Annotated in this window: 27 protein-coding genes and 1 tRNA gene; 10 read left to right on the top strand and 18 right to left on the bottom strand. The window is 60.1% G+C overall.

The features are described from left to right. Nucleotides 1-19: 19 nt before the first annotated feature. The 16 genes from HF916_RS32925 to HF916_RS32850 form a co-directional block, all read right to left on the bottom strand. A complete protein-coding gene (locus tag HF916_RS32925) occupies nt 20-301 on the bottom strand; it encodes a DUF1799 domain-containing protein (RefSeq protein ID WP_206002027.1) in 282 nt (93 codons plus the stop codon). A 107-nt stretch (nt 302-408) separates the two neighbouring features. Then, on the bottom strand, nt 409-738 hold the full coding sequence (locus HF916_RS32920; protein WP_168793025.1) for a hypothetical protein: 330 nt from the start codon (nt 736-738) through the stop codon (nt 409-411). A 79-nt stretch (nt 739-817) separates the two neighbouring features. Beyond that, entirely contained in the window at nt 818-1747 is a 930-nt protein-coding gene (locus tag HF916_RS32915) for a phage tail tube protein (RefSeq protein WP_168793024.1), read from the bottom strand. A gap of 56 nt (nt 1748-1803) precedes the next feature. Further along, on the bottom strand, nt 1804-2235 hold the full coding sequence (locus HF916_RS32910) for a hypothetical protein (RefSeq protein ID WP_168793023.1): 432 nt from the start codon (nt 2233-2235) through the stop codon (nt 1804-1806). Continuing rightward, nucleotides 2232-2543, bottom strand: a complete 312-nt coding sequence (locus tag HF916_RS32905; protein WP_168793022.1) for a hypothetical protein — start codon at nt 2541-2543, stop codon at nt 2232-2234. The genes HF916_RS32910 and HF916_RS32905 overlap by 4 nt, the downstream gene beginning before the upstream one ends. Beyond that, a complete protein-coding gene (locus HF916_RS32900; RefSeq protein WP_168793021.1) occupies nt 2540-2869 on the bottom strand; it encodes a DUF2190 family protein in 330 nt (109 codons plus the stop codon). The genes HF916_RS32905 and HF916_RS32900 overlap by 4 nt, the downstream gene beginning before the upstream one ends. 65 nt (nt 2870-2934) lie before the next feature. Next, nucleotides 2935-4998, bottom strand: a complete 2064-nt coding sequence (locus HF916_RS32895; RefSeq protein WP_168793020.1) for a prohead protease/major capsid protein fusion protein — start codon at nt 4996-4998, stop codon at nt 2935-2937. Nucleotides 4999-5068: 70 nt separating this feature from the next. Continuing rightward, nucleotides 5069-6538, bottom strand: a complete 1470-nt coding sequence (locus HF916_RS32890) for a phage portal protein (RefSeq protein ID WP_168793019.1) — start codon at nt 6536-6538, stop codon at nt 5069-5071. Between the two features lies 1 nt (nt 6539). Continuing rightward, on the bottom strand, nt 6540-6782 hold the full coding sequence (locus HF916_RS32885) for a phage head-tail joining protein (RefSeq protein WP_240975788.1): 243 nt from the start codon (nt 6780-6782) through the stop codon (nt 6540-6542). Beyond that, nucleotides 6746-8818 carry a phage terminase large subunit family protein gene (locus tag HF916_RS32880; protein WP_168793018.1) on the bottom strand — a complete coding sequence of 691 codons (2073 nt, stop codon included), beginning with the start codon at nt 8816-8818 and terminating at the stop codon, nt 6746-6748. The genes HF916_RS32885 and HF916_RS32880 overlap by 37 nt, the downstream gene beginning before the upstream one ends. After that, nucleotides 8766-9413 (bottom strand): hypothetical protein, encoded by a 648-nt coding sequence (locus HF916_RS32875; protein ID WP_168793017.1) that lies wholly within the window; start codon nt 9411-9413, stop codon nt 8766-8768. Before HF916_RS32875 ends, HF916_RS32880 begins: the two co-directional genes overlap by 53 nt. 214 nt (nt 9414-9627) lie before the next feature. Beyond that, nucleotides 9628-10383 carry a hypothetical protein gene (locus HF916_RS32870; RefSeq protein ID WP_168793016.1) on the bottom strand — a complete coding sequence of 252 codons (756 nt, stop codon included), beginning with the start codon at nt 10381-10383 and terminating at the stop codon, nt 9628-9630. A 251-nt stretch (nt 10384-10634) separates the two neighbouring features. Further along, nucleotides 10635-11417, bottom strand: a complete 783-nt coding sequence (locus HF916_RS32865) for a hypothetical protein (protein ID WP_168793015.1) — start codon at nt 11415-11417, stop codon at nt 10635-10637. 238 nt (nt 11418-11655) lie between these two features. Continuing rightward, complete coding sequence (locus HF916_RS32860) at nt 11656-14355, bottom strand: VapE domain-containing protein (protein WP_168793014.1); 2700 nt, start codon at nt 14353-14355, stop codon at nt 11656-11658. A gap of 162 nt (nt 14356-14517) precedes the next feature. Continuing rightward, nucleotides 14518-14799: a hypothetical protein gene (locus HF916_RS32855; RefSeq protein WP_431311452.1), complete on the bottom strand. Its 282-nt coding sequence runs from the start codon at nt 14797-14799 to the stop codon at nt 14518-14520. Between the two features lie 95 nt (nt 14800-14894). After that, on the bottom strand, nt 14895-15410 hold the full coding sequence (locus HF916_RS32850; protein ID WP_168793012.1) for a phage regulatory CII family protein: 516 nt from the start codon (nt 15408-15410) through the stop codon (nt 14895-14897). A 510-nt stretch (nt 15411-15920) separates the two neighbouring features. Between HF916_RS32850 and HF916_RS32845 the strand changes: the two genes are divergently transcribed. The 9 genes from HF916_RS32845 (at nt 15921) to HF916_RS32810 (ending at nt 21162) form a co-directional block, all read left to right on the top strand. Further along, nucleotides 15921-16370 (top strand): helix-turn-helix domain-containing protein, encoded by a 450-nt coding sequence (locus HF916_RS32845; RefSeq protein ID WP_168793011.1) that lies wholly within the window; start codon nt 15921-15923, stop codon nt 16368-16370. Between the two features lie 596 nt (nt 16371-16966). Beyond that, nucleotides 16967-17173 carry a hypothetical protein gene (locus tag HF916_RS32840; RefSeq protein ID WP_168793010.1) on the top strand — a complete coding sequence of 69 codons (207 nt, stop codon included), beginning with the start codon at nt 16967-16969 and terminating at the stop codon, nt 17171-17173. A 328-nt stretch (nt 17174-17501) separates the two neighbouring features. Then, complete coding sequence (locus tag HF916_RS32835) at nt 17502-17738, top strand: hypothetical protein (protein ID WP_240975787.1); 237 nt, start codon at nt 17502-17504, stop codon at nt 17736-17738. Further along, nucleotides 17735-17980 carry a hypothetical protein gene (locus tag HF916_RS49975; protein ID WP_206002026.1) on the top strand — a complete coding sequence of 82 codons (246 nt, stop codon included), beginning with the start codon at nt 17735-17737 and terminating at the stop codon, nt 17978-17980. Before HF916_RS32835 ends, HF916_RS49975 begins: the two co-directional genes overlap by 4 nt. Next, nucleotides 17970-18284 carry a hypothetical protein gene (locus tag HF916_RS32830; RefSeq protein WP_168793008.1) on the top strand — a complete coding sequence of 105 codons (315 nt, stop codon included), beginning with the start codon at nt 17970-17972 and terminating at the stop codon, nt 18282-18284. The genes HF916_RS49975 and HF916_RS32830 overlap by 11 nt, the downstream gene beginning before the upstream one ends. Continuing rightward, complete coding sequence (locus tag HF916_RS32825; RefSeq protein WP_240975786.1) at nt 18277-19167, top strand: chromosome partitioning protein ParB; 891 nt, start codon at nt 18277-18279, stop codon at nt 19165-19167. The genes HF916_RS32830 and HF916_RS32825 overlap by 8 nt, the downstream gene beginning before the upstream one ends. Further along, the gene (locus HF916_RS32820) at nt 19167-19616 is read left to right on the top strand and encodes a hypothetical protein (protein WP_346777745.1); all 450 of its coding nucleotides are present in this window, start codon (nt 19167-19169) and stop codon (nt 19614-19616) included. The genes HF916_RS32825 and HF916_RS32820 overlap by 1 nt, the downstream gene beginning before the upstream one ends. Nucleotides 19617-19668: 52 nt before the next feature. Further along, entirely contained in the window at nt 19669-19902 is a 234-nt protein-coding gene (locus HF916_RS32815; protein WP_168793006.1) for a hypothetical protein, read from the top strand. A 78-nt stretch (nt 19903-19980) separates the two neighbouring features. Further along, complete coding sequence (locus tag HF916_RS32810) at nt 19981-21162, top strand: FRG domain-containing protein (protein ID WP_168793005.1); 1182 nt, start codon at nt 19981-19983, stop codon at nt 21160-21162. Between the two features lie 10 nt (nt 21163-21172). On the opposite strand, the gene HF916_RS32805 is transcribed toward HF916_RS32810, so the two are convergent. After that, nucleotides 21173-22270, bottom strand: a complete 1098-nt coding sequence (locus HF916_RS32805) for a site-specific integrase (RefSeq protein WP_168793004.1) — start codon at nt 22268-22270, stop codon at nt 21173-21175. A gap of 216 nt (nt 22271-22486) precedes the next feature. On the opposite strand from HF916_RS32805, the gene HF916_RS32800 reads away from it, so the two are divergent. Further along, nucleotides 22487-22561 (top strand) — tRNA-Arg (locus HF916_RS32800). Nucleotides 22562-22713: 152 nt separating this feature from the next. Here HF916_RS32800 and HF916_RS32795 read toward each other — a convergent pair. After that, the gene (locus HF916_RS32795) at nt 22714-23811 is read right to left on the bottom strand and encodes a sialidase family protein (protein ID WP_168793003.1); all 1098 of its coding nucleotides are present in this window, start codon (nt 23809-23811) and stop codon (nt 22714-22716) included. Nucleotides 23812-23891: the final 80 nt, after the last annotated feature.

Here is a 23891-nt window from a genome sequence, read left to right as displayed (position 1 = left end):
GAAGCGCCCGCCGGCGCAATTACGTTCGTGACGCGCGAGCCGAAAAAACATCGAGCGCCGCGCGCTCCATCACGCGCACCGCGTCAAACAGTTCGCGGTGTCGCTTTCTTTTGAAGCCAAAGATGCGGAGGACTGACTCGACTGCGGAGTAGTCGAGCCCCTCATAAAAGACGCCGCCACCACTCAACGATGAAACGACCAGTTTCTTCCACTGCGTGCCGAGTGAGGTGAACACCTCCACCGCGTCCCAGTTTTCCGGCAGGACTTCGAAGTCATCCTCACTGGGACGCGACCGTGCCACGTCCACTACGTCAGCAGGTGCGCCGAACGCCGCGAGCGCATCAGCGACGTCGGCGTCTACGGCAAAGTCGTTTCGCCGCTCCCCCGCCCAAAACCGGGCGGCGTCCGTTAGTTTTTTTCCGGCAGCGTCACGTTGGCCCGCACATATTCCTGCGACAGTTGCCGCACACGATGCGGATCGGCGATCAACGCATCGAAATTCTCCGGGGAATATTCGATCGGGCCGTCGCTACCCAGCACCTCACCACTCGGCCAGCCGACAATAACTTTCTTGAGCAGCTCGGCCTGAGACTCCTTGATCAGCTCCTGAAACTCCGGCTCGTCGACACGACGGACAATCAGCGTCATTGCGGACTCGACGACTTCGCCGCTTTCGGCGATTTCGCGCAGCTTGAATTTCCACTTGAATGTACTACTGCGGGCGAGAACGATCGGCATGAAACTCTCCTTGAAATAAAAAAGGGCCGCCATAAGGCGACCCGCGTCACTGCGATATGAACCGGAAAAGTTACTTTGATCAGGTCAGCGCAATCGAGATTTCGTCATTCCCGAGCAGCGTGTTGAACGTGAGCGTCGCCGAGAGGCTGGTGATGCCGTTGTTGTCCGTATAGGACGGCGAGGTGAGCTGCACAGCCGGCGCCGAGACGGTCACGATGTTGCCTGCCGTCTTGCCGTGCTGTAGCGACAGGGAAAGATTCTGCGCCGCTGCGATCGCGCTCCAGTAATCCTTGTCGCTCACCCGCACGAGCTCAAACGCGACGTTGCCGGTCGGCTTGCGATCAGTGATCAACGCGCCCGCAGCGCCGGGCAGACTGCGATAGGTGACCGTGTTGGCCAGATCGGCCGTGAATGCATTGAGAACGGCGGAATAACCGGCCAGCGTGAAACCGGGCGTATTCTCGTTATTGACCACCAGCGGATCTTTGAACTTCGAGAAGTCCGGCGTCGGCAGCGCCTGATCGATGACCGGCACATAGTCGCCGGTAAACTTGAACTTGAACTTCGGAACGGCGTTCGACGTAAGGTCGAGCGACACCGTGCCGAATGCATTCGTGAGCTTGTGCAGCAACCCGTCGAGGTAGTAGTAAATCGTCGCCGGCAATGGATCGTCGCTGACCGGATGGTAGGTCACGCTTGTGTCGGCAACCACCGTCGATACGAACGAGCAGGCTAGCAGGAGCGGATCCCATGCGGGGGCCTCGCCAGCCGTACCGCCGCCTGCGATTTCGACGCTGAACGACAATTCGGCGTGCTTTTCCGACACAAGCTGCTGGTCGTTGCCGAGATAGCCCTTCACGTTGTTACGCTGCGCATATTGCGCAGCAATCGGTGTCGAGCTGACGTCACTGACGAGCATTGCATCGTCGGCGCCAGTCGGAACACCGGGAACGCCGAGTGCAGTCTGCAGCACGGCGAGAACCACTGTTTTACGGGTGCGCTTGGTCATGAGCCTGAATTCCTGCGTGAATGTGAAAAGGAGACACGCCGGCCGGGTCGCCTGACCTATTCAGTCAGGCTGTTCGACCGCGTTCGATACGTGTAGAGGTAATGGACTGTCCGAAGACACGACTCGCCGTCGACATTGGCGAAGATGGGCGGATCCGTCTGTCCTTCGTCGCTGCCGATCAGCGCCTGGGCGTCGAAATCCATGATGATCGGATGAGCCAGCTCGAGCACGCTGTCGGCCGCCTGATCCGGCGTCGTGTCGCGCGTGATGACCGTGCAGAGGATTTCGGTCTGTCGTGTCGCAAATCCGATTGCGGATCGGTCAGGCGGTGCATCAGCACCCAGATGCAGGATCAGCGCCAGCGTGTGCTGCGCATCCAGCGCATCGACAATGGAGCGGCCGACCTGAACGTTGAGCTGCTGCAAGCCCAGGTCGGCCGCCATCAGATCGAGTAACGCGCCGACGTACTGCTCGCGAAGTGTCGTCATAGGCGTTTGAGAGGAGCAAAGCTGAAAATGCCTGCTTCATCCTTTGGGCGACCAGCTCGCGTCACCTCGTAGCGACGGCCTGCAATCTGGATCACCGCCTGTTTCGGCAGGGCCGGGACATCTGCGGTGCGATATTCGATCCCGTAGTCAACTGCCTGTGCCATGTTCTCCAGAATGTCGGAACCAGGCTGCAGGAAGTCGGCCCAGAAGGGCTGCGACACGTCGGTACCGCTGATGACCGTTACTTCGGCCAGCATGCCGGCGTCGACGGCCGCATCAAACAGCGCCCCCAGATCGAAGTCACTCACAGCCAGAGCCGCACGTTGGCCGTCGCGTCGGCCGCCGCTTTCGGCGCAGCGAAGTGGCCGATGGGATCATTGTTGAGTGCGGTGATCGTCACGACATTGTTGGTCGAGTCCCAATACGCCTTGTCACCCACGACTGCCGTGCCGGTCGTCGCGCTGGGCAGGGCATAGACGCCGCCGGTGTTGTATTCGCCCTCGACGTTGGCGGCGTACGTGCCCGACGCAATGGCCGGCAGCTTGCCGTTGCCGAGCAGGACGAGCTGGCCCGAAGCGACCGCGGCGGCCAACGTGGCGGTGATCGTGCGGCCCTTCTGGATGAAGTTGTTCATGGATCAAATCCTTCTGAAGTTGGAGAGGTGGGACTGCGCCGGCTCGAAGCCGGCACACTGGCGGGTTACTGGCCCGGATTCCTGAAAAGGCCGCGATAGTCGATCGCCTTCGCCGCGAAATCGAGCCGCGCCTTGACCTTCAGACCATCGACGTCGAAATCGAGATCCTGCTCGGTGTACAGACCCTGCTCGCCCTCGAGGTAGCAGTACTCGACGGTGTCGATCGCGGCAGGATCTGCGGCCAGGAACCACGCCGTCGTACTGACCGCATCGAGGCGTGGCTCGACGATCGGCGTGAGCGTGTTGTAGAACGGGTTTTGCTGCGTCGCCTGATTCGGCGTGTATTGATTGCTGGTGTATTGACCCGCGATCGTCTCAAGCGCAGCCGGCACGATGAGGAACTTCGGTGCGCCATTGAGCGGCGTGCCGTCGCCTGGTGCCTTCTGCACGCGCATCGCCGTGCGACCCGCCGTCAGCGTGTCGATCCCGATCGGACCGGCCGCGCCCAGGTTCGCATGCGCGGCGTGAAAGAGCGTCTTGCCATCGGACATGACCGCGTTGCCGGTCAGCGCCGCATACGTCACATCCGATTCGAGGTTGGCAGCCGCACGCCCGAAATAGAGCGGCACTCGCTGAAGCGCGGACAGGTCGTCGTTGATGATCATCTGACGCGTAAAGTTGATGATCTTCCCGTACGAGCCGAGCTGGATCACTTCGCCGCTGTCGGTCAGCTTGCCGTACTTGTACTCGCCGGTCTCGTTGATCTTCTCCAGCTTCAGCGCACCGTCGACCATGACGCGCGTCGCTGGCCGGAAATCGGTGAGCGAACCCTGACGGGCCCAGCTCGTGAAAGAACGCGGCGCAGCGCTGTAAGCGTCACGCAGCGTGCGGTTGATCACGTTGCCGAAGACGATCGGCAGATCCGACGTCGTGTTGTAGCCGGCTCGAGTCAGACCAAGCGCCATACCAGCCAACTGGCGAAGCTCCATGCCACGGGTATCGATGCCGACCGCCTCCAGGCCTTCACGGCACATCTCGCGCAGCGTCATGCCGCGATACTGGCGAGCTGCGTCGTTCAGCTCATGACGCGGATTCACGCGGTGCATCACTGCGTCCGTCATCGCTGCACGGCGCACATCGGTCTCGTCGGTCACGGTCACGATGCTCGCGGCGCCGCGCTGCGGATTCGCCGCCGAGCGCTCGGCCTGCAGACGCAGGATTTCTGCACGCGCGGCGTCGACGGTCACGCCGCGTTCGATGAAGCCGTTCAGCAGCTCGTCCTGATTGTCGAGCACACTCGCCCGAACCGCCGTGCGCAGATCGATCATGCGCTGACGCTCCTCCGCCGCGCCTGCGTTCCGAGCCGCTTCAGCCGGGGCCGCAGCCGCAGCGTTTCGTGCCGCCTCCGACGTGTCCGGAGCGGACGGGTTGGCGGGGTTTTGGGGTTGGTTTCCATCGGGCATCACAGCTCCTTGATTACGTTGCGAGGCGAGTGCCCCGTCAGAAGAACCCCCTGCGCTTCGATCGACGAACTCACAGGGGAAAAAGCGTTGGTCAGGCGTGCCGCCTGCATTGCGCACGGTGGCATTCGGATCGGCCGGGATGGAAACCAGCGAGATTTCGTATGGCTCCCAGTCGGTCGCGCGGTAAATCCACTGATCGTTGCCTTCCTGGCCGGGCGGGATCATGTCGTACTGATACGTCCGGTAGCCGAAAGAAATGTTGCGGAGGATGCCGTCCTGCACATCCTGAAAATACGGCTGCACGGCATCGCGCGACGAAAAGCGGAGCTGGGCCTGCCCGGATCTGCTCGTGCTATCGAGCGACGCGCTGGATACGACACCGAGCACCGAATCGAGGCCACCCCAGCGGTCGTGATCATTCAGAACCGGCGCATTGCCGGACTGCAGTCGATCCATCCGGACGGCCCCCGGATCAGTGCTCAGCTCTTCCATATAGGTGCGATCGCGCATCCAGTCGTAACGCTGTACCTGCGCGCCGGCAGTCCAGGTGACATCAACCGTGCGGTTTTGCGCATCAACAGATCCAACCGGCTGCAAGCGTGTTTGAAGAGGCATCGCCGACGGTGCACCGGCACCGCCGCGACGACCATTAACGGGTTCGGGCATGGTTTACTCCAATGGGAAACGCCCGCATGAAAGCGGGCGTTTCAGAGGTTTCAAAGTTGCTTTGCGACGACTACTGCGGCACCGCTGACAGCATCTGCTCCAGCCGGTCGAGTACGTCGTGAACCGACTTCGCGTCGAGAGAACGGCCCGAAATGGGCACCTCGATTGCGAGGGGATCGGCATTGATCTCCGCGTCGACCTCGTCCGGGTCTTCGCCAAGATCGCGAATGCTTTGATGCCGGCTCTTCAGGCGAGCGTCGATCAGCGCGATGATGCCGTTTGCTTCGCGCAACGGATCGATAAATTCGATGCGCTGCGGCGACCAGGACACATCCGCTACCGGCTGTTTCGTCTTGCCAGCGAGATAGGCAGTCGAAACGAAGCGGCTCGCGACCGCTTCGCAGAACATCGGAATGAAGATGAGCCACAGATCCTGCTCAAGGAAACGCTTGAACTCCATTTTCCCCATGCGACCGCTGGTGAAATTGACCTGCGAATAATCGCCGGTCAATTGCTCATACGTCGTGTCCGTGCCAGCCGCGATCGCGCGCAGGTCGACGCGTACATTCCCCTCATAGTCATTGCTGGTTGCAGGCGCGGAAAAATCAACGGTTTCCCCCGGCCGCAGATACTCGACCATGCCAGGCGACAGCGACTCCACACGGCGAGGATCTCCAGGCGCGGATGCCGTCGTGCGTCCCACCTGAAAGCCCTCATCGCTCGACGTAACGAACGCCGCGAAGCAGGCCTCGATCTTTTTACGAACGAGCTCGGCGTCCTGATACTCGTCGAGGTCGCGGGCTTTCCAGATCGCAGAAGCAAGCCATGGGAACCCACGCACCGCGTTGGGCCGATCGATTGCATCAAACAGGTGGATGACCTCCGACGCCGGCACAAATCGGCTCAGCATGTTGCGGGGCACCTGCGCCACTTCTCCGGGATGCTGATCGAATAGCCAGTAACCTGTCCGCTGGCCGATCATATTGAACTGCACGCCGGCCACAATGAACCCGCCGTCAACGGGACCGACCTTCAACGTATCGAGAAAATCGATCTCAAGGATCTGCAACTGGAGCGGCACCTCCATGCCGTCCTGCGGCAGGCGGGTGCGAAACCTGAGCAGCACCTCACCCGACTCCTTCAGGGCCTTGTATGCCTGCGCCTGCAGGCCGTAAAAGTCCAGCAATCCGCCGGCATCACAAACCTTGACCCACCGCTTCCAGACCTTCTGGAGAGCCTTGTCGCTGAATTTGGCCTGCACACCGGTCCCGATCGCATTCGCCACGAGAATCTTGAGCGCTCGCCGGATGTGCGGGTTGTTGCGCACCAGATCCCGCGCACGGTTGCGCAGGATGCCAAGCGCGGGCAGCACCTCCGCCGTCGAGCTTGCACCGGAGGCACGCCAGCCCGCCGAGCGCGGCCCGCGCTTTGCGCCGTCGAATCCACGCGCCGCATGGATCGAAACCCGCGCACGCATCCGTCTCGCAGCGAGCCCGGGCGCCACATACTCAATCGCCCTGTCGAGAAAGTTTGTCTTCATGTCAGAACCGTTGGTAAATGGCGATGCTGGATCGTGGTGCGCTGGACGACTGCTGCTTCGCGAGCTCCGTCTTGATCACATCGCGGGCACGCAACAGATCGCTCATGGACCGATAAGTAATTCGCTTGCCGTTGTATTCGACGGACAGCGTGCCGGTCGCAACGGCTTTCTCGATCGCGTCAAGGTTCTGCTGTGTAAATGCCATATCTATCGCCTCAGCCAGTTGTCCCGGCGTGGAATCCATGAGTTCTGCATCGCACCCGTGTCTGTCGCTGGCGCCGCCGGTTCGCTTGCCGTATCGACCGTCGCCACCGCCAACTCCGCGTCCGGAACAACCTCCAGCACAGCCGTGTCCGCGTCAGCCTGTTCCGCCGCGCCAGCCAGTTCCGGCGCCGGCACGTCATGAGCCGGAACAGACGCGAAGAGATCCCGTACACGCGGCTCGATCACCGATTCGAGCGCCGCCCAGTCGGCGTCCTGATATACATTCAGGCGCAACCGTGGGTGATACGCGCACGCGAAGTTGTAGACCTTGAGGTCGAGCGCTTCATTACGCTTTCGGAGCTTGTCCCAGCGGTCTTTCGACGGGTTGTACGCCTCTGCCGTGAGCTGCTCGAAGTACTCGTCATCGAGATCGACCGAGAAGTGCATCCGCCGGTCGACGACCTCACGCTCCTCGTCGCCGAGCAGCGCACCGAAAATGCGGTTTTTCGCGGTGTCGGTTCCGACCGGCCAGAGCTTCACGCCGTTCGGGTAGGTCTTACCCTTGACCGTCACGTCCTGATCAGTCGGGCGGCCGATGATCGGCTTGTGTTTCTCTTTCGCGCCCTTGATGGCGAACACACCACGGTGGCGGCGCAGCCGGCAATAGTCATACACGTCCTGCGTGCGACTGCCGCCGGAGTCGACAGCACATAGCTCGATGCGCATCGGCACGCCAAACTGATTGACGATCGGCGCGTCGAGATACCTGTCGAGCTGGTTCCAAACGTCGGGCAACGCCGGGTCACCTCGAAAGACAGCGTGGTCGACTGTCCAGTTGCGCATGCCGCGACCCCAGCCGGAAATCTCGACTTCCAGACGGTCGTTCTGAGTATCGACCGCACAGGTCAGCAGTAGACAGCCGAGCGGGATCGTGCGCAGCTTGTACGGCTCCGCGCGACGCTTGATCGCCTCCCACTTCATCTCCGCGCTCTTGTCTTCCCAGCACTCGGCGAGCGCGTTGTTGACGAACGCGATCATCTTGTCGGCGTCGGTTTGTGCGGCCTCCCAATCGTCCATCAGATCGGACCACGGGCGCCATCCGAGCGGCGCGTACAGTGCACTCAGGTGGAAGCTGGCCGTCTTGCCATCACCGACCTCTGTCGGCATCCAGTAAGCGCCCTCATAGCCCCGCGTTTTCCAGACGCTCTCAGGATTGCCGGCGCCGCAGCCGGTCTGGCAGTAATAGAGCACGACGCACGGATCGGCCGGCGAGCGGCGCATGCCCTTGCGCCAGTCGAAAAACTGTGGCGAGCCGCAGTCTGGACACCGAACGAAATACCGCCGCTGGTCACCGGTCTCATACAGCTTCTCGATCTGCGAGCGGCGCTTGATGGTCGGCGTACTGTTCGCGAAGATCTTCGCGCGGCGGCCAAAGTTACTTGTGCGGTTTTTCGCGAGCTCGATCGGATTGCCCTGACCGTCGACGTTAAGCACGTACTCGTCGATTTCCTCGAGCAGCACATAGCGCACCGTCGTCGACTTCAGGCGGCCTGCTCTCGTCGCACTGACGAGGTTCATCAGCCCACCAGGGAATTTCTTGCGCAGCTTGGTGTTTTCGCTGCCCTTCTTCATCGCGTCGCGCACACGGCGACGCAGATCTGGCGTCGACGAGCGCATCGGCTCGAAGCGGTCCATTTCCCACTTCTCGGCGTCGTCGTAGGTCGCGAACACTGCGAGGATGTTGCCGGCCGCCGTCGTGATGCAGCGGCCAATGAAGTTTTCGCCCAGCGCCGAGCCGCCGAGCTGGTGCCCCTTCATGAGACCGACCGTGATCACGCGGCTGTTATCGAACGGCCGGTCATCGTCGTGCGCGTAGCGCGTTACGGCGCTCGCCTGACCCGAGAGCGCATCCATGATGCCGACGAGGTACGGCGTGCGCTCATTTCGCCATTTACCGGGCTCAGGGCTGCTTTCCGGCAGGACGCGATGCTTCTCCGACCACTCGGCGATGCCGATCCGCCTGTCAGGCCGTATCGCCTCCGTGATCGTCTTCAGAAATGCTTCGGTCGCTCCCATCGGCGTCATCCGTATCGTTTTCGCTCAGGAGCGCCGTCGCGTCCACAGACGCAAGCGCGCGAACGAGTTCCGCGTCGAGCATCGACTCGACCCTGACCGGATCAGTCTCTGCAGCGAGCGCGTCTTTCAGACGAACGGGAATGTTCATCACGTTATCGCGCACCGTGCGAAATGCGGTGAAGGCCAGGCGTTGCGCATCAGCAAGCGGCAGCGTCGTGCCGCGCTCACGCTCGAGGTCCATCCGCTCACGCTCGAGCCGCGTCTGCTCGCGCGCAGCACGCGCAGCGCGATAGGCAACCATTGACGGGTCTTCCTTGCTCGCGGCAGCAGGAACATCGTCGTCTTCCTCATCGTCGTCAGGATTGGCCGGAGGAGACGGCATCGAGAACGCGGCATTCCCGAGCGACGGGCGGGATTGATCGGTGATCGAGCGCCGTGACTCGTCCGTGTTGCGACGCCAGGCCGCAACAGCCGCATCGGCATCGATCTTGCCGTCTGCGTCCACTGCAATGCGCCCCGACTGGAGCGCCTTTTGCACGGCGCGCAACGTGACGCCGATGTGCCGGGCAAACGCCCTCTGTCCGAGCTTTGCCATCCGGCCTCCAGAAACGGGAAAGGGGCAGTCGTTGACTACCCGACTACCCCTGAATTGACTACCTGACTACCAGAGTGACTACCCTGAAAAGTTGCTTTGACGACGCGTGTGATGGGGCTCGAATTACCCGCATACCCGCCTTATCGGAAGGGACCCACGACCTCACGGCGAGCCACGCTCGGCACCCGGTCGACTGTCCACGCGAACGCGACGCTCACCATCGCGCGGTCGCGAGCGCCATCATGAACGCCTGCTGCATTGCCGGTTCGAGCGTCGCGTCGACAGTCTGCTCTGCTACATCATAGAACGGATAACGCTCTTCGTAATGCGGCGTCGCGCTGAACGCGAACACCGGACGAATCCCGCTGCCGTGCCCGAACGTGTACCGCGCCCAGATGCCGAGAGCGAATCGACCACCAGCCGGCTTGCCCACGAAGTAGCGAACACCCTTGACCGGATCACGCGACTTCCTCTTTTTCGAGCGAGCCGTTTCGTTCTGCGCGCTGTCGCGTGACGCACGGATCTGCGATGCCACCGACGAGTAGATGCCACGCGGCACATTGCCGAACGCGTCACGCACATTCGCATTCGTCGGCATCACGTAATCGCCGTTGGGCAGGACGCCCGACAACGCGAGCATGTGTTCGAACCGGGTATAGCCACGTGAACCACCAGACACCTGTGGTTGCAGGTAAGTTGCGGCCGGTGTGCCCTTGTACGCGAACTGGCGGAAACCGATCTGTGCACTCGGCTGCGCAGACGTCGCGCGCTGCATGATCGACACCGAGTTCAACGTCCACGTGCTCGGCCGGTCAAACACGTCTCTCATCTCGCGCTGCTGCGCGATAACGATATTCTGCGCGACGAGGTTAAGCGCGGTGCGCGCTGCATACACAAACTGCTTGCCTGCTTTAGCCTCGAGCGTTTGCAGAAGCGGCAACGTCTTGACCTGCGCGGTCACCTGATCCATGCCAACCTCCAGAAGCAAAAAGCCCCGACGCTTTCGCGGTCAGGGCTTCGAAGATTCACGTTTCGTATGGACGAACACCCGCCCATACGTCCTAACAGCCCATTGTCATTATTCGTTGCGCCGCTCGCGCAATGCTGTATGGCTGAAAGGAAAGAGTTGCGCCACGAGTGTGCGGGCACTTCACGCATCCGTGAATATGGGATGCACACGGCGCGGAGTATAGGCAGAGCTTTTCTTGAAATGCAAGTCTTTCATCGTTGCAGTTTTCGTCGCATCGTGTCGTTCGCCGCACCGTCCACTGCATCCAGCGCGGCGAGCACGCTATGGAAATGCGCTTCCCAGTGCGACCGGTATTGATCTAATGGCACGCCGAGCGAGCGAGCACGGGCAGCGTGATCAATCGCACGACGGCCACCGCCGTGACATGCCGGGCATATCTGTCGACCGGTGCGCTTCTCTGAAGACGCAACCGCCGCACGACCGACACCGTGGCATTGAGGGCATCGCTCGATTTCCCTGTAGATCATTGGGCCGCCGCCATCCGGGCGCGCGGCAAAGGGGATATGGAATTCATCGACACAAACGTACCGGGCGCCGCCGCACGCCGGACACGCGAGCTGCTGATCCGCCACCGCGTCACCTCTGCCGATAACACCGCGTCCGCTGCAGCGCGCACAAAGATCCGCAATCCACTCGACAATTACCTGACTTGCAAACCGCTCAATGACATCCGATGCCTCGCGCTCGATTGGCTTTCCTGATAGCGCTGCCGCACGCTTCGCGGCGCGGGTTATCCCCGTGAATTTCGCGCGATTGAACTTGGCCGGGTCCCGCAACTGTTTTGCAAGCAGCAGCGCCGCGCGATGCAAGCCCGAGCGTTTCAGGTCCTGCCCGTACTTCATGCGCCACAGCATCCGTCCGAGATCGTTCGCGAATGCCAACGCGCCCAAAGTTACTTTTGGATCAGCGATCGGGTCAGATAGCTGACCCCGTACATTCATCGCAATCCCGGCTTGTTCTTTCAGGTCGATCATTAGCTACTCCTTTATTGTCCCAACGTCCCAATGTCCCAAAGGAAAAAGGTCGTGAGGGCGCGCGCGCCCGCGACATGCGCTCCCCCACGTCGCGCATGTCGCGGGCATGCACGCACACGCATGGCGGTCGCTTGGGACGTTGGGACATGGGCCGCTTGGGTAACCACTGCGCAGCGCGCCAAAGCTGGCGCGAAGGCGCGCCGAAACCGTGCGAATAGCGCGCCATGCGCACAAAGAATCAGAGCGGCGCATCGTCGTCCTCTCCCGGTTCGTGCGCCGCAGACGGGTTAGCCGGAGGCACGGGATCTTCTTCCTTTACGTAGTACCAACCCCGCTTCCCCGTCGTTTCCCGCTTGCGCACCCAGCCGAGAGACTTGAGAGCCTTGCCGACCCGTCGTTGCTCCGGAAGCGTCCACTTCGAGGTGTCGAGTTTCAGCACATCACCGAGGATCTCCTCCATCGTCACGCGCGTTTGCATTTCAAGATGTCGGGCGATCTTGTCTTCGTAGACGTCGCCTTCATAGCGCTCGGTTTGCTCAATCTCGAACAGCGGACGCTCTGCTTCGGTCACGTGCCAGATAACGCCCTGGTGATAGAGATGGACGGCTTCGGCCCATAGCTGGTCGCGATCGCGGCGCAGGCCATCAATGTCGATCGGCCCGCTAACACGAAGTGGCCAGTAACGCCGGTTGCCGGACTCATCTTTGAGGTACGTGTCGAAGTTCACCGAGCCGGCGAACACACCCTGCCGATGCACGTCAGTTGCACGCTTGCCATAGAAGTTGCGGAAACGGTCTGTCTCCGTTGCAAAGAAGCTTTTGGCGGCCGACGAGTCGCTTTTATTCAGCGAGTCCAGTTCGGCCAGCTCAATGATCCACTTGCCCGCCATGACGGCGTATGTGTCCTTGTCACCGATGCGGATAGGCGAATTCGTGTACCACGGCTTATTGGCGAGCACCTCGAGCGCCGTGGACTTCCCCCAACCCTGCTTGCCTTCGAGAATCAGCACGTTGTCAGCCTTGCAGCCGGGCCGCATCACGCGTGCCACCGCCGCGATGAGCCACTTCGTGCCGGCGAGCTGCACGTACTCGCTGTCACCTACCTGCATGTATGTTGTCGCCCACGTACGCACGCGTTCGACACGGTCCCAGACGAGGCCGTCGAGGTATTCACGAACATCGTGAAAATGCGTCTCGTCGGCGACGAGCAATACGGCGTTCATCACGATGTCCTGCCGAACCGAGATACCGTATTTCTGCGACAGCCACAGCACACAGCGAATGTCATCCATATCGGTCCATTCACCGCGCTCACCCTGACGGCCGAATGGCGGTTTCTTCCGTTTCACAACGCGGCCGGCGAAATCGTCCTGCGCGATCACGCCCTGCCAGCTCTTGTGATTCGACAGGATCATGTGCACGTTGCCCAGCGTGGGCAGCAGGTTGCCCTTTTCGCTGCGCGCAAGATCGCGCTCCCACGTGTGCGCGCCGTTTTCAACATCGTGATCGGGCGCGTCGTCGGTTGCAGCGCCAGCGGACGTCGCGGGTTCCGCTGCCACGATGCCGAGCACAGAGCGCGTTCCATTCGGATGCTCGTCCGAAACGATGCCTTCGTCCGCCATGCGTTCGATCAGCCGGGCTGCGCGATTGAAGCCAATACTCAGGGCACGTTGCACAAGAGAGACGGACGCACGAGCCGCGTTTCTCACAACCGCAACTGCGCGGTCATACAAAGGGTCGGCAGCCAAATACCGGTCCTGCATCAGAGCGTCCAGCGGAAGATCTTCTGATGCCGGCGCCAAAGCGGCGAGTAGCGCGGACTGGATCTGCTGGCGCACGGGTTCGAGGCTTTCCTCACAATGCAGATCGTTGAAGTCTGTCAGCTTGCGGTCACCGCGGTCGGCGAAGCGCGGAAACACCACGGTTGCGTTTCCAACGTCCGCGACCGCTTCGTATGCATACTTGAGTCCCGCATTCTCGAATCGTCTGCGACGCTCCGGCATGACGTCATTCCAGATCGTCAGTTCGATAAACTCGACGCCGCCATTGACCTGTTTGCGCTCGGCGTACAGCATGTACCAGGTGTTCCTGGTCTCGACACGGACTGCGTCGCCACCGAGCACCAGCTCGCCGCTATAGTCGAAATCTTCTACGAGGCAATCGCGCAGGCGCTGCTCAATCTTCCAGTCGTCGTCGGCGCAGATCAGCACATGCAGATCGGGGTGGCGTTCGCGCAGGTAGCGCGCGGCCGACAGAATGCCGCCAGCGTCGAAGCAAATCAGCAGCGGGATTGCCTCGTCGGTCGCCATCCGGATAGAGCGGGCCGTAGCGTAGCCCTCCGCGATCATGGCGACCTTGTCATCGTTGCCGATGTCACCGAGCAGGTAAGCCGCTCCTTTCTTCTCCATCCCCTTGTTAAAGCGCTTTGCGCCATCGGGCGTGATTTTCTGCAGGCCGACGAGCCGGATGGTGTCGGTGTACTGAAACATCGGCACAAGCACCGTGCAGTCAGAATCGAAGCGCACGCCCTCTGGCGTGATCTGCTTCCGGTCGAGATAGCCGGAAGTACCGCCGTCGCTTGCTCTTTGCCATTGATCGCGCGCGCGATTCGCGGCGAGTTTCGCCGCATGTGCTTTCCTTTCGGTTTCGGCACGATCGGCGGCCTGCTGACGTTGCCGGGCCGCATTGACGTCTTCCGGCGTCAATGTCTCGCCGTGCCACTGGAAAGACTGAGCGCCGTTGTCATTGCCGGACCAGCGGCCAAACGCGCCGGTGTAACCGATGACCCTACCTGCGCGCTCAATCTGGTGGAGCGAATACCAATACTTTTTGCCGGTCCCGTACCGATGCACCTTGTCGTCGGCGATCGGATGACCGTCAGGCAGACTAGGATGACCGTCAGCCGCGAGCTGCTGAACGATCTGTTCTAACGAAGACATTCGTAAATCCTCCTTTGGCGTTCACGGTGATGGGAAAACGCACGCCACACGGCTCGACCGGCGGCATACGATTGCGGGCCGGACGACGAGCGTCCGAACGAAGGGTTACAACGGCGAAGCAATGAACTCACACCGCGCAAAGTCACTTTGGGGTCTCCCTGATTACTTGCCGCGAAGGCGGCGCCATTCCGTCGACATGAGCTGATCGAAGCGCTCCAGATCGGCAGGCGAAAGGCCGCCCTCAAGCTGGCGCCTGAAGTCATGTCGTTCGGTTTTTGTCGGCAACGCCGCACAGATCAGCGCGGCCCGTTGTACGAACACAGGAACAACTGCCGCGCGCAATGCTGCCTGGCGAATGAGCGCGAGATTGCTGGAGAAAGTGTTGATAAGTGCCGCGAGAAATTGCGGCACCTGATCAGGATCTCGATCGGCGATCCATTGCAACGCGGACATGCCGCACGCGAGCTGCTGGTTGACGTCGCAGGACAGTTCAACGCGCTCGCGATGCGGGTTACAGCATGACATTCCAGGGCAAAACCTCATGCTGACCGACGTCCCATCCTGATGACGGCCTGCACGGTGCGCAGGAGACGATCGAGCAACCTCTGGTTCTCCCTCGCGGCCAAGGCTATGGAGTCGGCCTCGTGCTGGGTAATGCGACCATCCGAGATTGCATCGATCACCACACTCGAGACATCGCCCGATCGCTGGGCGGCTTCGGACGCGGCGAGCGCAACAGCCTCAACGGTGCCGTTCGAGTCCTGCTCTGTAGCCGGACTGGCGCTCAAACCAAAGCGCTCATTGAGTGCACAAAGCGCATCGAGGTATTGCGGCTGGCGCTTCTCTTCCATCCACTCGATCAACAGCTCGAACATCTCCATGGAAAGGCGGTTTTCGCCTTCGCCGCGTAAACGCAGGCGCAGCGACTCAGTGCCAATGCTCTTGCCGCGACGATTTGTTAGGAATGCAGCTGCGTCCGCTACTCCGCCGGGGGTATTGCGCACGGCCGTATACAGGACGTCGAGCCAATCTGTGCCGCTGTATCTGCAGGTCATAGGCTGTCCGATTTATCTTTAGAAATGTGGTTTTCCATACTGTTTACCGCTGAAAGGCTCTCGTACCATGTGACCTTGCCGGCCTAGTCACCACTACATGCGCAAGAAAACGTCAGTGCGGCGTGTGAGCGCTCTCAGTCGTCGATGCGTGCTCTGGCCGACCTGCGAAGTAGTCGAACAAGCTCTGTACGGTGGAAACGCGAGGATCTGCGTGGATGCGACAAGCAATCTTCGTTAGCGTTTGGTACGGCACACCGCTGCGCTCGGAGATTTCCGGCCAAGTACCGCGTGTTTCAGCCAACTTTCGCAGGACGGCGTCCAACATTTTTTCCTGAGGCATCTTTCGCTCCCCAAACAATGAGATTGACGCGATCATATCCTCTACGGGATATTTCCTCAAGGGGACAATCCTCGCCAAATATCCCGCGAGGGGTATCCGTATTCGGCATGATTGGCCCTATGAAAAGGAAACCAGTCAGGGAAGTGTTGGCGGAGAATGTGCGAGCTCACATGAGCCGGAACCCGGCCGTCGATACGCAGACAAAACTGGCCAGCAGAGCCGGCATTTCACAGAGTTCCGTCGCACGCGTTTTAGCGGGCAATGTAGATACGCAGATAGGTATCGTGGCAGCTTTGGCGACCGCGATCGGGGTTGAGCCTGGACGTTTGCTGGATGATCCGGACGCTAGCCCAGAGCTGCAGATCGACCGAGAGCGGTTCGCGAACTTACCCACAACCGAGCGGGCAAAAATCCAAAGCTACATCGACTTCGTTATGGCCCAGCCCGACCTGACGAGCAGCGATACACTTTCGATTTCTCAAAAGCTGACTCAATCCAAAGACCAAGAAGATCGCAATCGTCATGCCGCTCAACGTCCAATTTCCAAAGACTCGTTGAGCATTAATGAAAACCACGACCAAGCCAATCCGGGGCATCGAGGCCGTAAACGCGTCAGGTAAAGTCCTCCGCTTTCCCGATTCCGCAATTTCACCTGACGCGCAAAACGTCGCCTCTCGCCAACGCGCTGTGCGCGATGCCCTAACGGGCCTAACGCGCACAGACGATCCCACCACCCCCGTCGCGTATGCCCTAGCCATAGTTCTTCCAGACGGGACCGTTGAATTTTCCACTCAAGGCATCGAAAGAGACTTCGCCACCCCCTTGGCCGATTCTTTAGATCGACTGTCAGCAATCCTGCGATTCCACGGCACCTCACCGAGCCGTGGGCACCGGCCTCAGCGAGGCATTGCGAGACTTGCCCCACTTGTGGCCGTCGCGTTCATGGCGGCCACCTACCTGAATGACCTTGCCTGGCTAGATAGCGTGCTGATGATCGCCGGCCAATTGTCCGTCAACTGGTTACTGCGGCGAGGCGATCCAGCCGGGTAAAGGCAATCCCCGAGCGGGTATTTTCGGCAGAAATTTAACGCCAGAACTCTGGCGGTTTCGTCGTTCCGCGCGCGAATATCCCCTTGGGGATTGACAGAATGTATCCCTACGGGGATACTCTGCTCCCAAGCGCGCCATCCCGACGCGTCCCGTTGCCGGAGATCAAATGGATTCACTACCCGATGAAGCCAGAGAAGCCCGCCAAACTTGGCTTTGTGAAATGCAGCACGACCAAACGCGACCGCAAAGTGACTTTGAAAAATCCGCCATATGGCGCGGCGTGTTCGTCGCCGCATTTATCGTGACCGTGATCAATATCCCGGTCTCACCGCCAACGATGCAGACACACGCGCCCGTCCGGGCCACGGCGTAGCCGCGCGATGACTCGGCGAATTCCCGTTACCGATGCCGACATCGCTCGGGAACACCGTCTCCGTCACCTACCCGGCTCTGCGGTCAACTCGATCACCAACCCCGCGCTTCGAATCTGTCTCGCCAACTGTGCCGAGCTTCGGAGAAAACAAGCGCAGCCAGAACAACCCACGCTGGATGGCAAGCGTCTTGCCTCTGGCGATACGGATTAACGCCATATGTCAAGAGTAAAACTCAATGCTCCGCCGGAGCCGACGCGGCGAGACACTATCCGTCTGCGTTCGACATTTCACTACGACCCGATGGCACCGCGTGCCACGACGCCAGTCATGGTCGGGAAATATGTCGTCGCACGGCGGCCGCTTGCCAACAGCGTGCACACGCTTTACATGATTCTCGACGGCACGGACGTCGTCGGCACGTCGATCTCCTACCCGACCGAGGATGACTGCGCAGCGGCAGTCAAAAGAAACCGCCGCAAGCATGCCGAGACGCTAGCCGATCGAACGATCGCCAGAGCGAAAACCCGCAAGCCACGCGCGATGCGCGTGAAGGAGGCTGCGTGATCTTCGCCCTCCTCGTCGCAATCGCCACTTGTGCAGCAGTCTGGTTCCTCACGGGCCCAGGGCAGCAGCGGCACATTGGTTTCGCATTTGGCTTCGCCGACACAATCCTTTGGCTGTTCGCTGGCGTGTCGGCCGGCAAGCTCACCGTCGTCGCGATCGCATTTTTCTGCGCACTTTGCTTCGCGCGACCGTTCCTTCGCGCATGTCTCTATTCTCGCCTTCGGAGACAACATGCCAGCTGATTTTTCCCCTATCTGCAAGGCGCTGATCGCGCTTTTCGCTGGCCAGAAGGACCCGCTCACCATCGACAATGTTGAAGCCGCATTGCCGCACGCCGATCGACAGGCACTGCGCCTCGACCTGCACATGCTCGTTCGAGCCACGGTAGTGCGGCAGGCTATCCGTCGGGCCGACGAACGCCTCGTGTACTGGCTCGCCGGTGTAACCATCGCTCCGTTTGACGGCACGCTGTTTCACTATGCCCCGGATGCAACGTTCGCCGATGCAGGCGGCATCCCGTCCACACTGGAGGCAAGTCATGGCTAAGACCTGCCCGCTCGTTCTCGACGCAATGATCGTCACCGGCAACACGAAGGCCGCGGTTAAGGCTGCCGGTGGCGGATCATCGGACCTCTGGACTGTCCCGCCCGGCGAGATCCACTACGATCCGCGCGACAACGTTCGCCCGCTGGATATGGAGCGGGTTCGTCACCTGGCCAGCTTGATAGAGGCCAACGGATACGACCGTAAAAAGCCGCTTGGCTGTTTCGTACGCAAAGTCGGCGGTCAAGACCGAATCTTTGTGTACGAAGGGCAGCACCGCTATCACGCGGCACTGATGGCCATCCAGGAAGGCGCCGAGATCGACCGCCTGCCGATCGTTATCGACGAGGCTAAGTCCGTCAATCGCGTCAACCTCATCTATTCGGGCATCACCAACAACGATGGCGAGAACCTGACGCCGCTGCAACTGGCGGAGAAGGTCGTTGAGTTGCAGGAGCTCGGCGAGCCCAACGCCACGATCTGCAAGCGGCTAAACATCACGGACCAGACGGTCCGCGACGTGCTGCTGCTCGCCCAGGCACCGGCAGCACTTCACAAGCTCGTTCGCGAAAAGGTTGTGGCGTCGACGCTCGCGATCGAGGAAATCCGGACGCATGGCGGCGAGAAAGCGCTTGAGCGCCTTTCGAGCGCAGCGGCACACGCAAAGGCCAGCGGGAAAGCCAAAGTCACCAAGAAGGCGCTAGCAAAGCCGGCTGCCCGCAAGATCACCGATGTACAAGCAAAGTTACTTTTGCAAGCGCTGCAGTCGGTCTTGCACGATCCGGTATTCGGCAAGCTCTCGCCTGGCACGATCGCTGGTGTCCACTCGGCCCTCACGCCCCACTCCGATTTGCTCGATGCTGTATCAGTGAAGGTGGCGAAATGATGATTCTGCCGGCCACTACTACCCCACGCCCGCTGCCGCGTAAGCGGGAACCAGCGGATAAGAGCCACCGGCTTTCGCGCGCTGGCGCCGTCCCGGCGCACGCATCGAACAGCGACGTCGGCAGTAGCGGGCTCGCGCCCGCCAAAGCGATCCAGAAGGACGAAGCACCGCTCTCGCGGCGCAAACCAATCCAGACGAATGAAGGCCAGTCGGATTCCCGACTGACCACCCTCGCGAGAATCGCAGCCCTTCGCCTTGAGGTCCGCCAGTTGACCGAAGTCATCGCTCTTGACGCCGACATCGAGCTGCTCGACCTCATGCGCGACGAGGTAGGCAGCTATAGCCGCCACAAAGCAGCGCAGGAAGCACGCACATGGGCCGAACAGGCTCGCCTGTCCATTGAAACCGGTTTGATGCAGCTCGATCGCGCGCTGCACCCGTCGATGTGAGAACCGCCATGAGGCCGCACGCAGCATTCATTCACGCAGGGAGCGCAAACAAATGAGCCTACTTACTCGCGCATTCATTCTCGAAAAATTCGGTGTCCGCCTGACGATGGGCCAGCTCGCGACGCTGCTCGCGATGTCCGAAGGCACGATCCGCAACCAGGTCAGCGCCGAGACGTTCCCCATTCCGACATACAAGGAAGGCGCCGCGCGTTACGCGGCCTATGATGCAGTGGCCGAATATCTCGACGACATGTCGCTGAAGGCCCGCCTGAAAGCTGCGGCGTGAGACGCCAATTCGGGAAGCCGGCCGCGATGCCCAATCGGGTATAGTCCGACATCAGAATTTGCGTTGAACGAGGAGACCATGGCGGCAATCGGACAATTTTGGGGATCGTTTTCGGCACCGCGGGTTCAGGGACAACCCCAGCCCATCCTCCAGCCAGATCTGGCGCCTGCGAATCTGTTCTTCCTGAATCTTGACGCCCATCGCGGCCATGAGCCCGGCTTGTTCGTCTATCAAGTGGTGCCAGGCACATCACCATTGGGAGGACGCACAAAGTTTATGGTGCCACTGACGGCGACGGTTAATGACGGTCACCGACTAATAGCGCATAGCGCCCAGGCATTCACTGTCGATCCCGAAACTGCCCGCGTGGTTGTTGCTCGTATCGCACCACGGAATGGCATCGACTATCGACTGGATATCGAGGCCATTGCTGCTGTCCAAAACCTGAGTTACCAAGGCAACTGGCGGAATAGTTGGGGAGAGCAAGGCACGTTGGAATTTTGGCGCCCTGAGGCTGGCGAGCGAGTCCGCGACGTAACGGTATGCGACTCGTGGTCCGAATACAAGTCTTGGGCAGGAGGTGTAGGACGTACCAATTTCGCCTTTCGCGGCCAGTCAAACAATGAATGGCAATTGAAGTCGTCGCTGCACCGTGCGAATCGGTTCGACCTTTGGTACTACTCGCGCGCGGCGCTTCAGCAACTACAGCATGAGCTTGAGGGCGGAGTGGGAACGTCCTTTGACCGCGAAAAGCCAATTGATTTTTCCAGGCTGCTTGCTCTTGGCCAGCATCACGGCTTTCCTACGCCGCTGATCGATTTCACATTCTCACCTTACATCGCGGCCTATTTCGCCATGTCTGGAGCGCTCGACGTTCCTGAATCAAGTCGGGCTTCTCATGTCCGCATATATGCACTGGACAAAGCATTCCAGTCGGTTGCAAACCAACCAACTGTGGCTCTAACCGCTATTGAACCTCTGGCTGGACTTATAGGGCCGTCCGGACTTCATAATCCGCGCCTATACGCCCAGCAAGGTACGTTCCTTTTTTCGAATGTTGAGCTGGTCGAACACCTGCTTACATCTCAGCTTTACACCGGAGGTCAGACCTATCTCCGAGCAGTCGACATTCCGTCGCATGCCGCAGTGGAAGCTTTGACGGATCTTTCATACATGGGAATTTCCCCCGCGTCGCTGTTCCCCGGAGTGGACGGTGTCTGCATGAAAATCAAGCAGCAGATATTGACGGGCCAGCTCTGAAGCCTTCGCATCAGGCCGCCTTCACCAGCTTTAACCTGCCTTTCTTCGCAACCTGAGCCGGATCCAAATTGGTGTAGCGCTTCAGGTTGCGCCAGTCCTTGTGACCCGTGACGGCCGCCACTTCCGGGATCTGCCAGCCCGCCTCAAATAGCGCACTGGTGGCCTCGTGCCGCAGATCGTGCAGGCGCAGATTCTCGATCCCCTTCTCGTCGCACGCCTGCTTGAAGTACTTGCTGGCCGTGCCCTTGTCGAACCGGAAAATGTATTCGTTCTTGTGCGGCGGCATCGTCGGGTCGGCCCTGCGCTTCTCAACGTATTCCGTTGGCACCGGGTAACGAGGTTGCCGCATGATGACCTCGAACGAGTCACCGATCAGCGGGATCCACTCGTTGTTGCCGACCTTCTGTCGGGGATGCTTGCGATCGCGCACGAGCGCAAGGTGATTCTCGGCGTCGATATCATTCCAGCGCAGGTTGAACAGTTCACCACGACGGAACGCGCACTGCATGGCGACCCGCAACAGATCGGGCATTGCCTGCTGGCGCTCCGGATGCTCGGCAAACCAGGCGAAAATCTTTTCGATTTCTTCCGGCGTCGGTCGGCGATCCCGTTTGCCGCCGGCATCGATCAGTCGCAGATGGTGAAGCGTTGGCCGGGCTGCGCCGATCGCGTCGGGTAGCGTCAGGCCAAGCAGCGACGCCGTGTGACGCAGCACGGTCCCCAGCTTGGAGATATCCATGTCGACCGTATAGCCACCGGCGCCGGCTTTCCTGCGATCCTGGGCAAACTTGACGATCTGCTGGGTCGTGAGCCGCGAGGCAAAGTGACTTTGAAACGCATCCTCCAGCCGCTGCAGGATGTAGTACTCGTTCGATTTCGGTTTGACGGCCCGATCCGATTCGGCCCGCGCCTCGCGATACCGTTTGACGAGGTCGCCGACCGTCACAGTGGCCGCATCAACAGCGTTCTGTCCCTTGTCGATCTCGACTTCTTTTTCCCGCGCCCAGGCTTCGGCGGCGCCTTTGGTTCTGAACGTTTTTGCTATACTCTGCCCTCGCTTGCGCACCTGGGCACGCCAGCGACTGCCGACTGGCAGGATTGAAGCCATGTTTTACCCCGCTCGGAAACTGTAGCAGTGCCAGATCATTTTTCTGTGCTACAGGGACGATTTGTAGCAAAAGTGTAGCAGAGACTGCTATAAACTGGGGTTCACAGGCTGTCACGGCGCTTCATTTAGGAAGAAGCAGAAAGGCCGGAAACGCCCAAGGGATAAGGCTGGAGCCAATAGCAGCAAGGGTTCAGTCGTCCCATTGCAGATATCCATCTCCCTGTAGTTCAATGGATAGAACAAGTGCCTCCTAAGCGCTAGATACAGGTTCGATTCCTGTCAGGGGGACCAGATAGCTTCCTAGCATCTCCCAAGCTTGCCCGGAAAAGCCCCGTATGCGTTGCGCTGCGGGGCTTTTTGCCGCCATCATCGCGCGCAAAAACAGCCCCCTCCACGCGCTCGGCCATCTTGCCTCTTGTCAAAAGGCGGTGACCAGATTCACCTTACCGAACCGTCGCAAGAAGTAACGTTTGCCGCGGCGTTCGAATCCGTTTCGGATCAAGCACGACATGCTTGATATGAATCTTTTCCCAGGTATAAGTGATGTGAACCAGGCCGTCCGGGGACTGAATAACCGCAGGGTAAGAGAACTCGTGGTTCGCTTGGTTCTCAATGTCCAACACGTTGCGATAGGTCTGGTGATCGGTCGAAATGAAGACAGACAGCTTATGTCGGTCCCACTTACCTTCGGCGTAGGGTAGCGGATTTCCGACGACCAGGTCGCGCCCGTCAGTCAAGGTCACCGCGTCCAGACCGGAATTTGGATTCGGAATATTCAACGGCGAGAGACCGCTCCATGTCTTTCCCCAATCGCGCGACCTGGTGCTGAACACAAAGCCGCTTTTCGTTCGAACCAGCGCCTGCAGATGTCCATGACCGTGATCAAGTATCGCAGGCTGGATCGCCTGCACTCGATGCGAACCGACCGGCGGGTACACAACGTCCCACGTAGTGCCCCCATCCACGGAACGCTCGAAGTGAACGCTCCATCCATCATCCTCGGTGCTGCTTCCGGATATCACGATTCCGTTTGATAGCTGGACGGGCTTGTCTTTCGCCGGACCGGAGAGGCCTAGGCCCAGAGCAGTCGGTTTTGACCACGTCCTGCCGCCGTCAAGCGAAGTGATGCGCAGAGGATGCCAATCCGCAGGCAATTTTCCCCGGTTATAAAACAACATCAGAGGGCCGCTTCGAGGAGAAAAGAGAACCGGATTAATTGTTGTCAGCGCTTCACCGTCAGGCGAGCGACCATCCGCGACGCGAACAGGGTCGTCCCAATGACCGCCGGAAAAACGCGCTACCCAGATGCCGACATCCTTCGCTGCCTCTTTGCTGCCGGCCAACCATGCTGCGACCAGATTGCCGTCTCGGTAGGCAATCGTCGATGCATGACAAAACGACACGTTCTGCCTCGGATTAATGATTTCCGTCGAAAGAATCGGGCCGAATTTGTTTCCGCTTTCCGCAGGTGATTGCACCGAATAAAAAGAAAGGAATGCGAAAGATAAATGTCGGAAAGACGTTAGGGTTCGCCGCTTCATAAAGATTGAACCGATGGTATGAGTTATCGATTGGGCATCGAAACGGCGGATGGTAGTCGAACTTTATGTCAAGCTGACGT

It is taken from the genome of Paraburkholderia aromaticivorans (genome assembly GCF_012689525.1).
Classification (GTDB): Bacteria; Pseudomonadota; Gammaproteobacteria; order Burkholderiales; family Burkholderiaceae; genus Paraburkholderia; species Paraburkholderia aromaticivorans_A.
This window is presented reverse-complemented; position numbering and strand designations above follow the sequence as displayed.

Coding starts and splice junctions, on each gene's coding strand:
- HF916_RS32820 (WP_346777745.1), top strand. CDS start 19,167: ATGATTCTGCCGGCCACTACTACCCCACGCCCGCTGCCGCGTAAGCGG.
- HF916_RS32850 (WP_168793012.1), bottom strand. CDS start 15,410: ATGACCTGCAGATACAGCGGCACAGATTGGCTCGACGTCCTGTATACG.
- HF916_RS32865 (WP_168793015.1), bottom strand. CDS start 11,417: ATGATCGACCTGAAAGAACAAGCCGGGATTGCGATGAATGTACGGGGT.
- HF916_RS32845 (WP_168793011.1), top strand. CDS start 15,921: ATGAGCCGGAACCCGGCCGTCGATACGCAGACAAAACTGGCCAGCAGA.
- HF916_RS32835 (WP_240975787.1), top strand. CDS start 17,502: ATGGTCGGGAAATATGTCGTCGCACGGCGGCCGCTTGCCAACAGCGTG.
- HF916_RS32805 (WP_168793004.1), bottom strand. CDS start 22,270: ATGGCTTCAATCCTGCCAGTCGGCAGTCGCTGGCGTGCCCAGGTGCGC.
- HF916_RS32795 (WP_168793003.1), bottom strand. CDS start 23,811: ATGAAGCGGCGAACCCTAACGTCTTTCCGACATTTATCTTTCGCATTC.
- HF916_RS32915 (WP_168793024.1), bottom strand. CDS start 1,747: ATGACCAAGCGCACCCGTAAAACAGTGGTTCTCGCCGTGCTGCAGACT.
- HF916_RS32860 (WP_168793014.1), bottom strand. CDS start 14,355: ATGTCTTCGTTAGAACAGATCGTTCAGCAGCTCGCGGCTGACGGTCAT.
- HF916_RS32810 (WP_168793005.1), top strand. CDS start 19,981: ATGGCGGCAATCGGACAATTTTGGGGATCGTTTTCGGCACCGCGGGTT.
- HF916_RS32830 (WP_168793008.1), top strand. CDS start 17,970: ATGCCAGCTGATTTTTCCCCTATCTGCAAGGCGCTGATCGCGCTTTTC.
- HF916_RS32870 (WP_168793016.1), bottom strand. CDS start 10,383: ATGGATCAGGTGACCGCGCAGGTCAAGACGTTGCCGCTTCTGCAAACG.
- HF916_RS32920 (WP_168793025.1), bottom strand. CDS start 738: ATGCCGATCGTTCTCGCCCGCAGTAGTACATTCAAGTGGAAATTCAAG.
- HF916_RS32910 (WP_168793023.1), bottom strand. CDS start 2,235: ATGACGACACTTCGCGAGCAGTACGTCGGCGCGTTACTCGATCTGATG.
- HF916_RS32815 (WP_168793006.1), top strand. CDS start 19,669: ATGAGCCTACTTACTCGCGCATTCATTCTCGAAAAATTCGGTGTCCGC.
- HF916_RS32875 (WP_168793017.1), bottom strand. CDS start 9,413: ATGGCAAAGCTCGGACAGAGGGCGTTTGCCCGGCACATCGGCGTCACG.
- HF916_RS32895 (WP_168793020.1), bottom strand. CDS start 4,998: ATGCCCGAACCCGTTAATGGTCGTCGCGGCGGTGCCGGTGCACCGTCG.
- HF916_RS32890 (WP_168793019.1), bottom strand. CDS start 6,538: ATGAAGACAAACTTTCTCGACAGGGCGATTGAGTATGTGGCGCCCGGG.
- HF916_RS32825 (WP_240975786.1), top strand. CDS start 18,277: ATGGCTAAGACCTGCCCGCTCGTTCTCGACGCAATGATCGTCACCGGC.
- HF916_RS32840 (WP_168793010.1), top strand. CDS start 16,967: ATGGATTCACTACCCGATGAAGCCAGAGAAGCCCGCCAAACTTGGCTT.
- HF916_RS32885 (WP_240975788.1), bottom strand. CDS start 6,782: ATGGATTCCACGCCGGGACAACTGGCTGAGGCGATAGATATGGCATTT.
- HF916_RS32900 (WP_168793021.1), bottom strand. CDS start 2,869: ATGAACAACTTCATCCAGAAGGGCCGCACGATCACCGCCACGTTGGCC.
- HF916_RS32880 (WP_168793018.1), bottom strand. CDS start 8,818: ATGGGAGCGACCGAAGCATTTCTGAAGACGATCACGGAGGCGATACGG.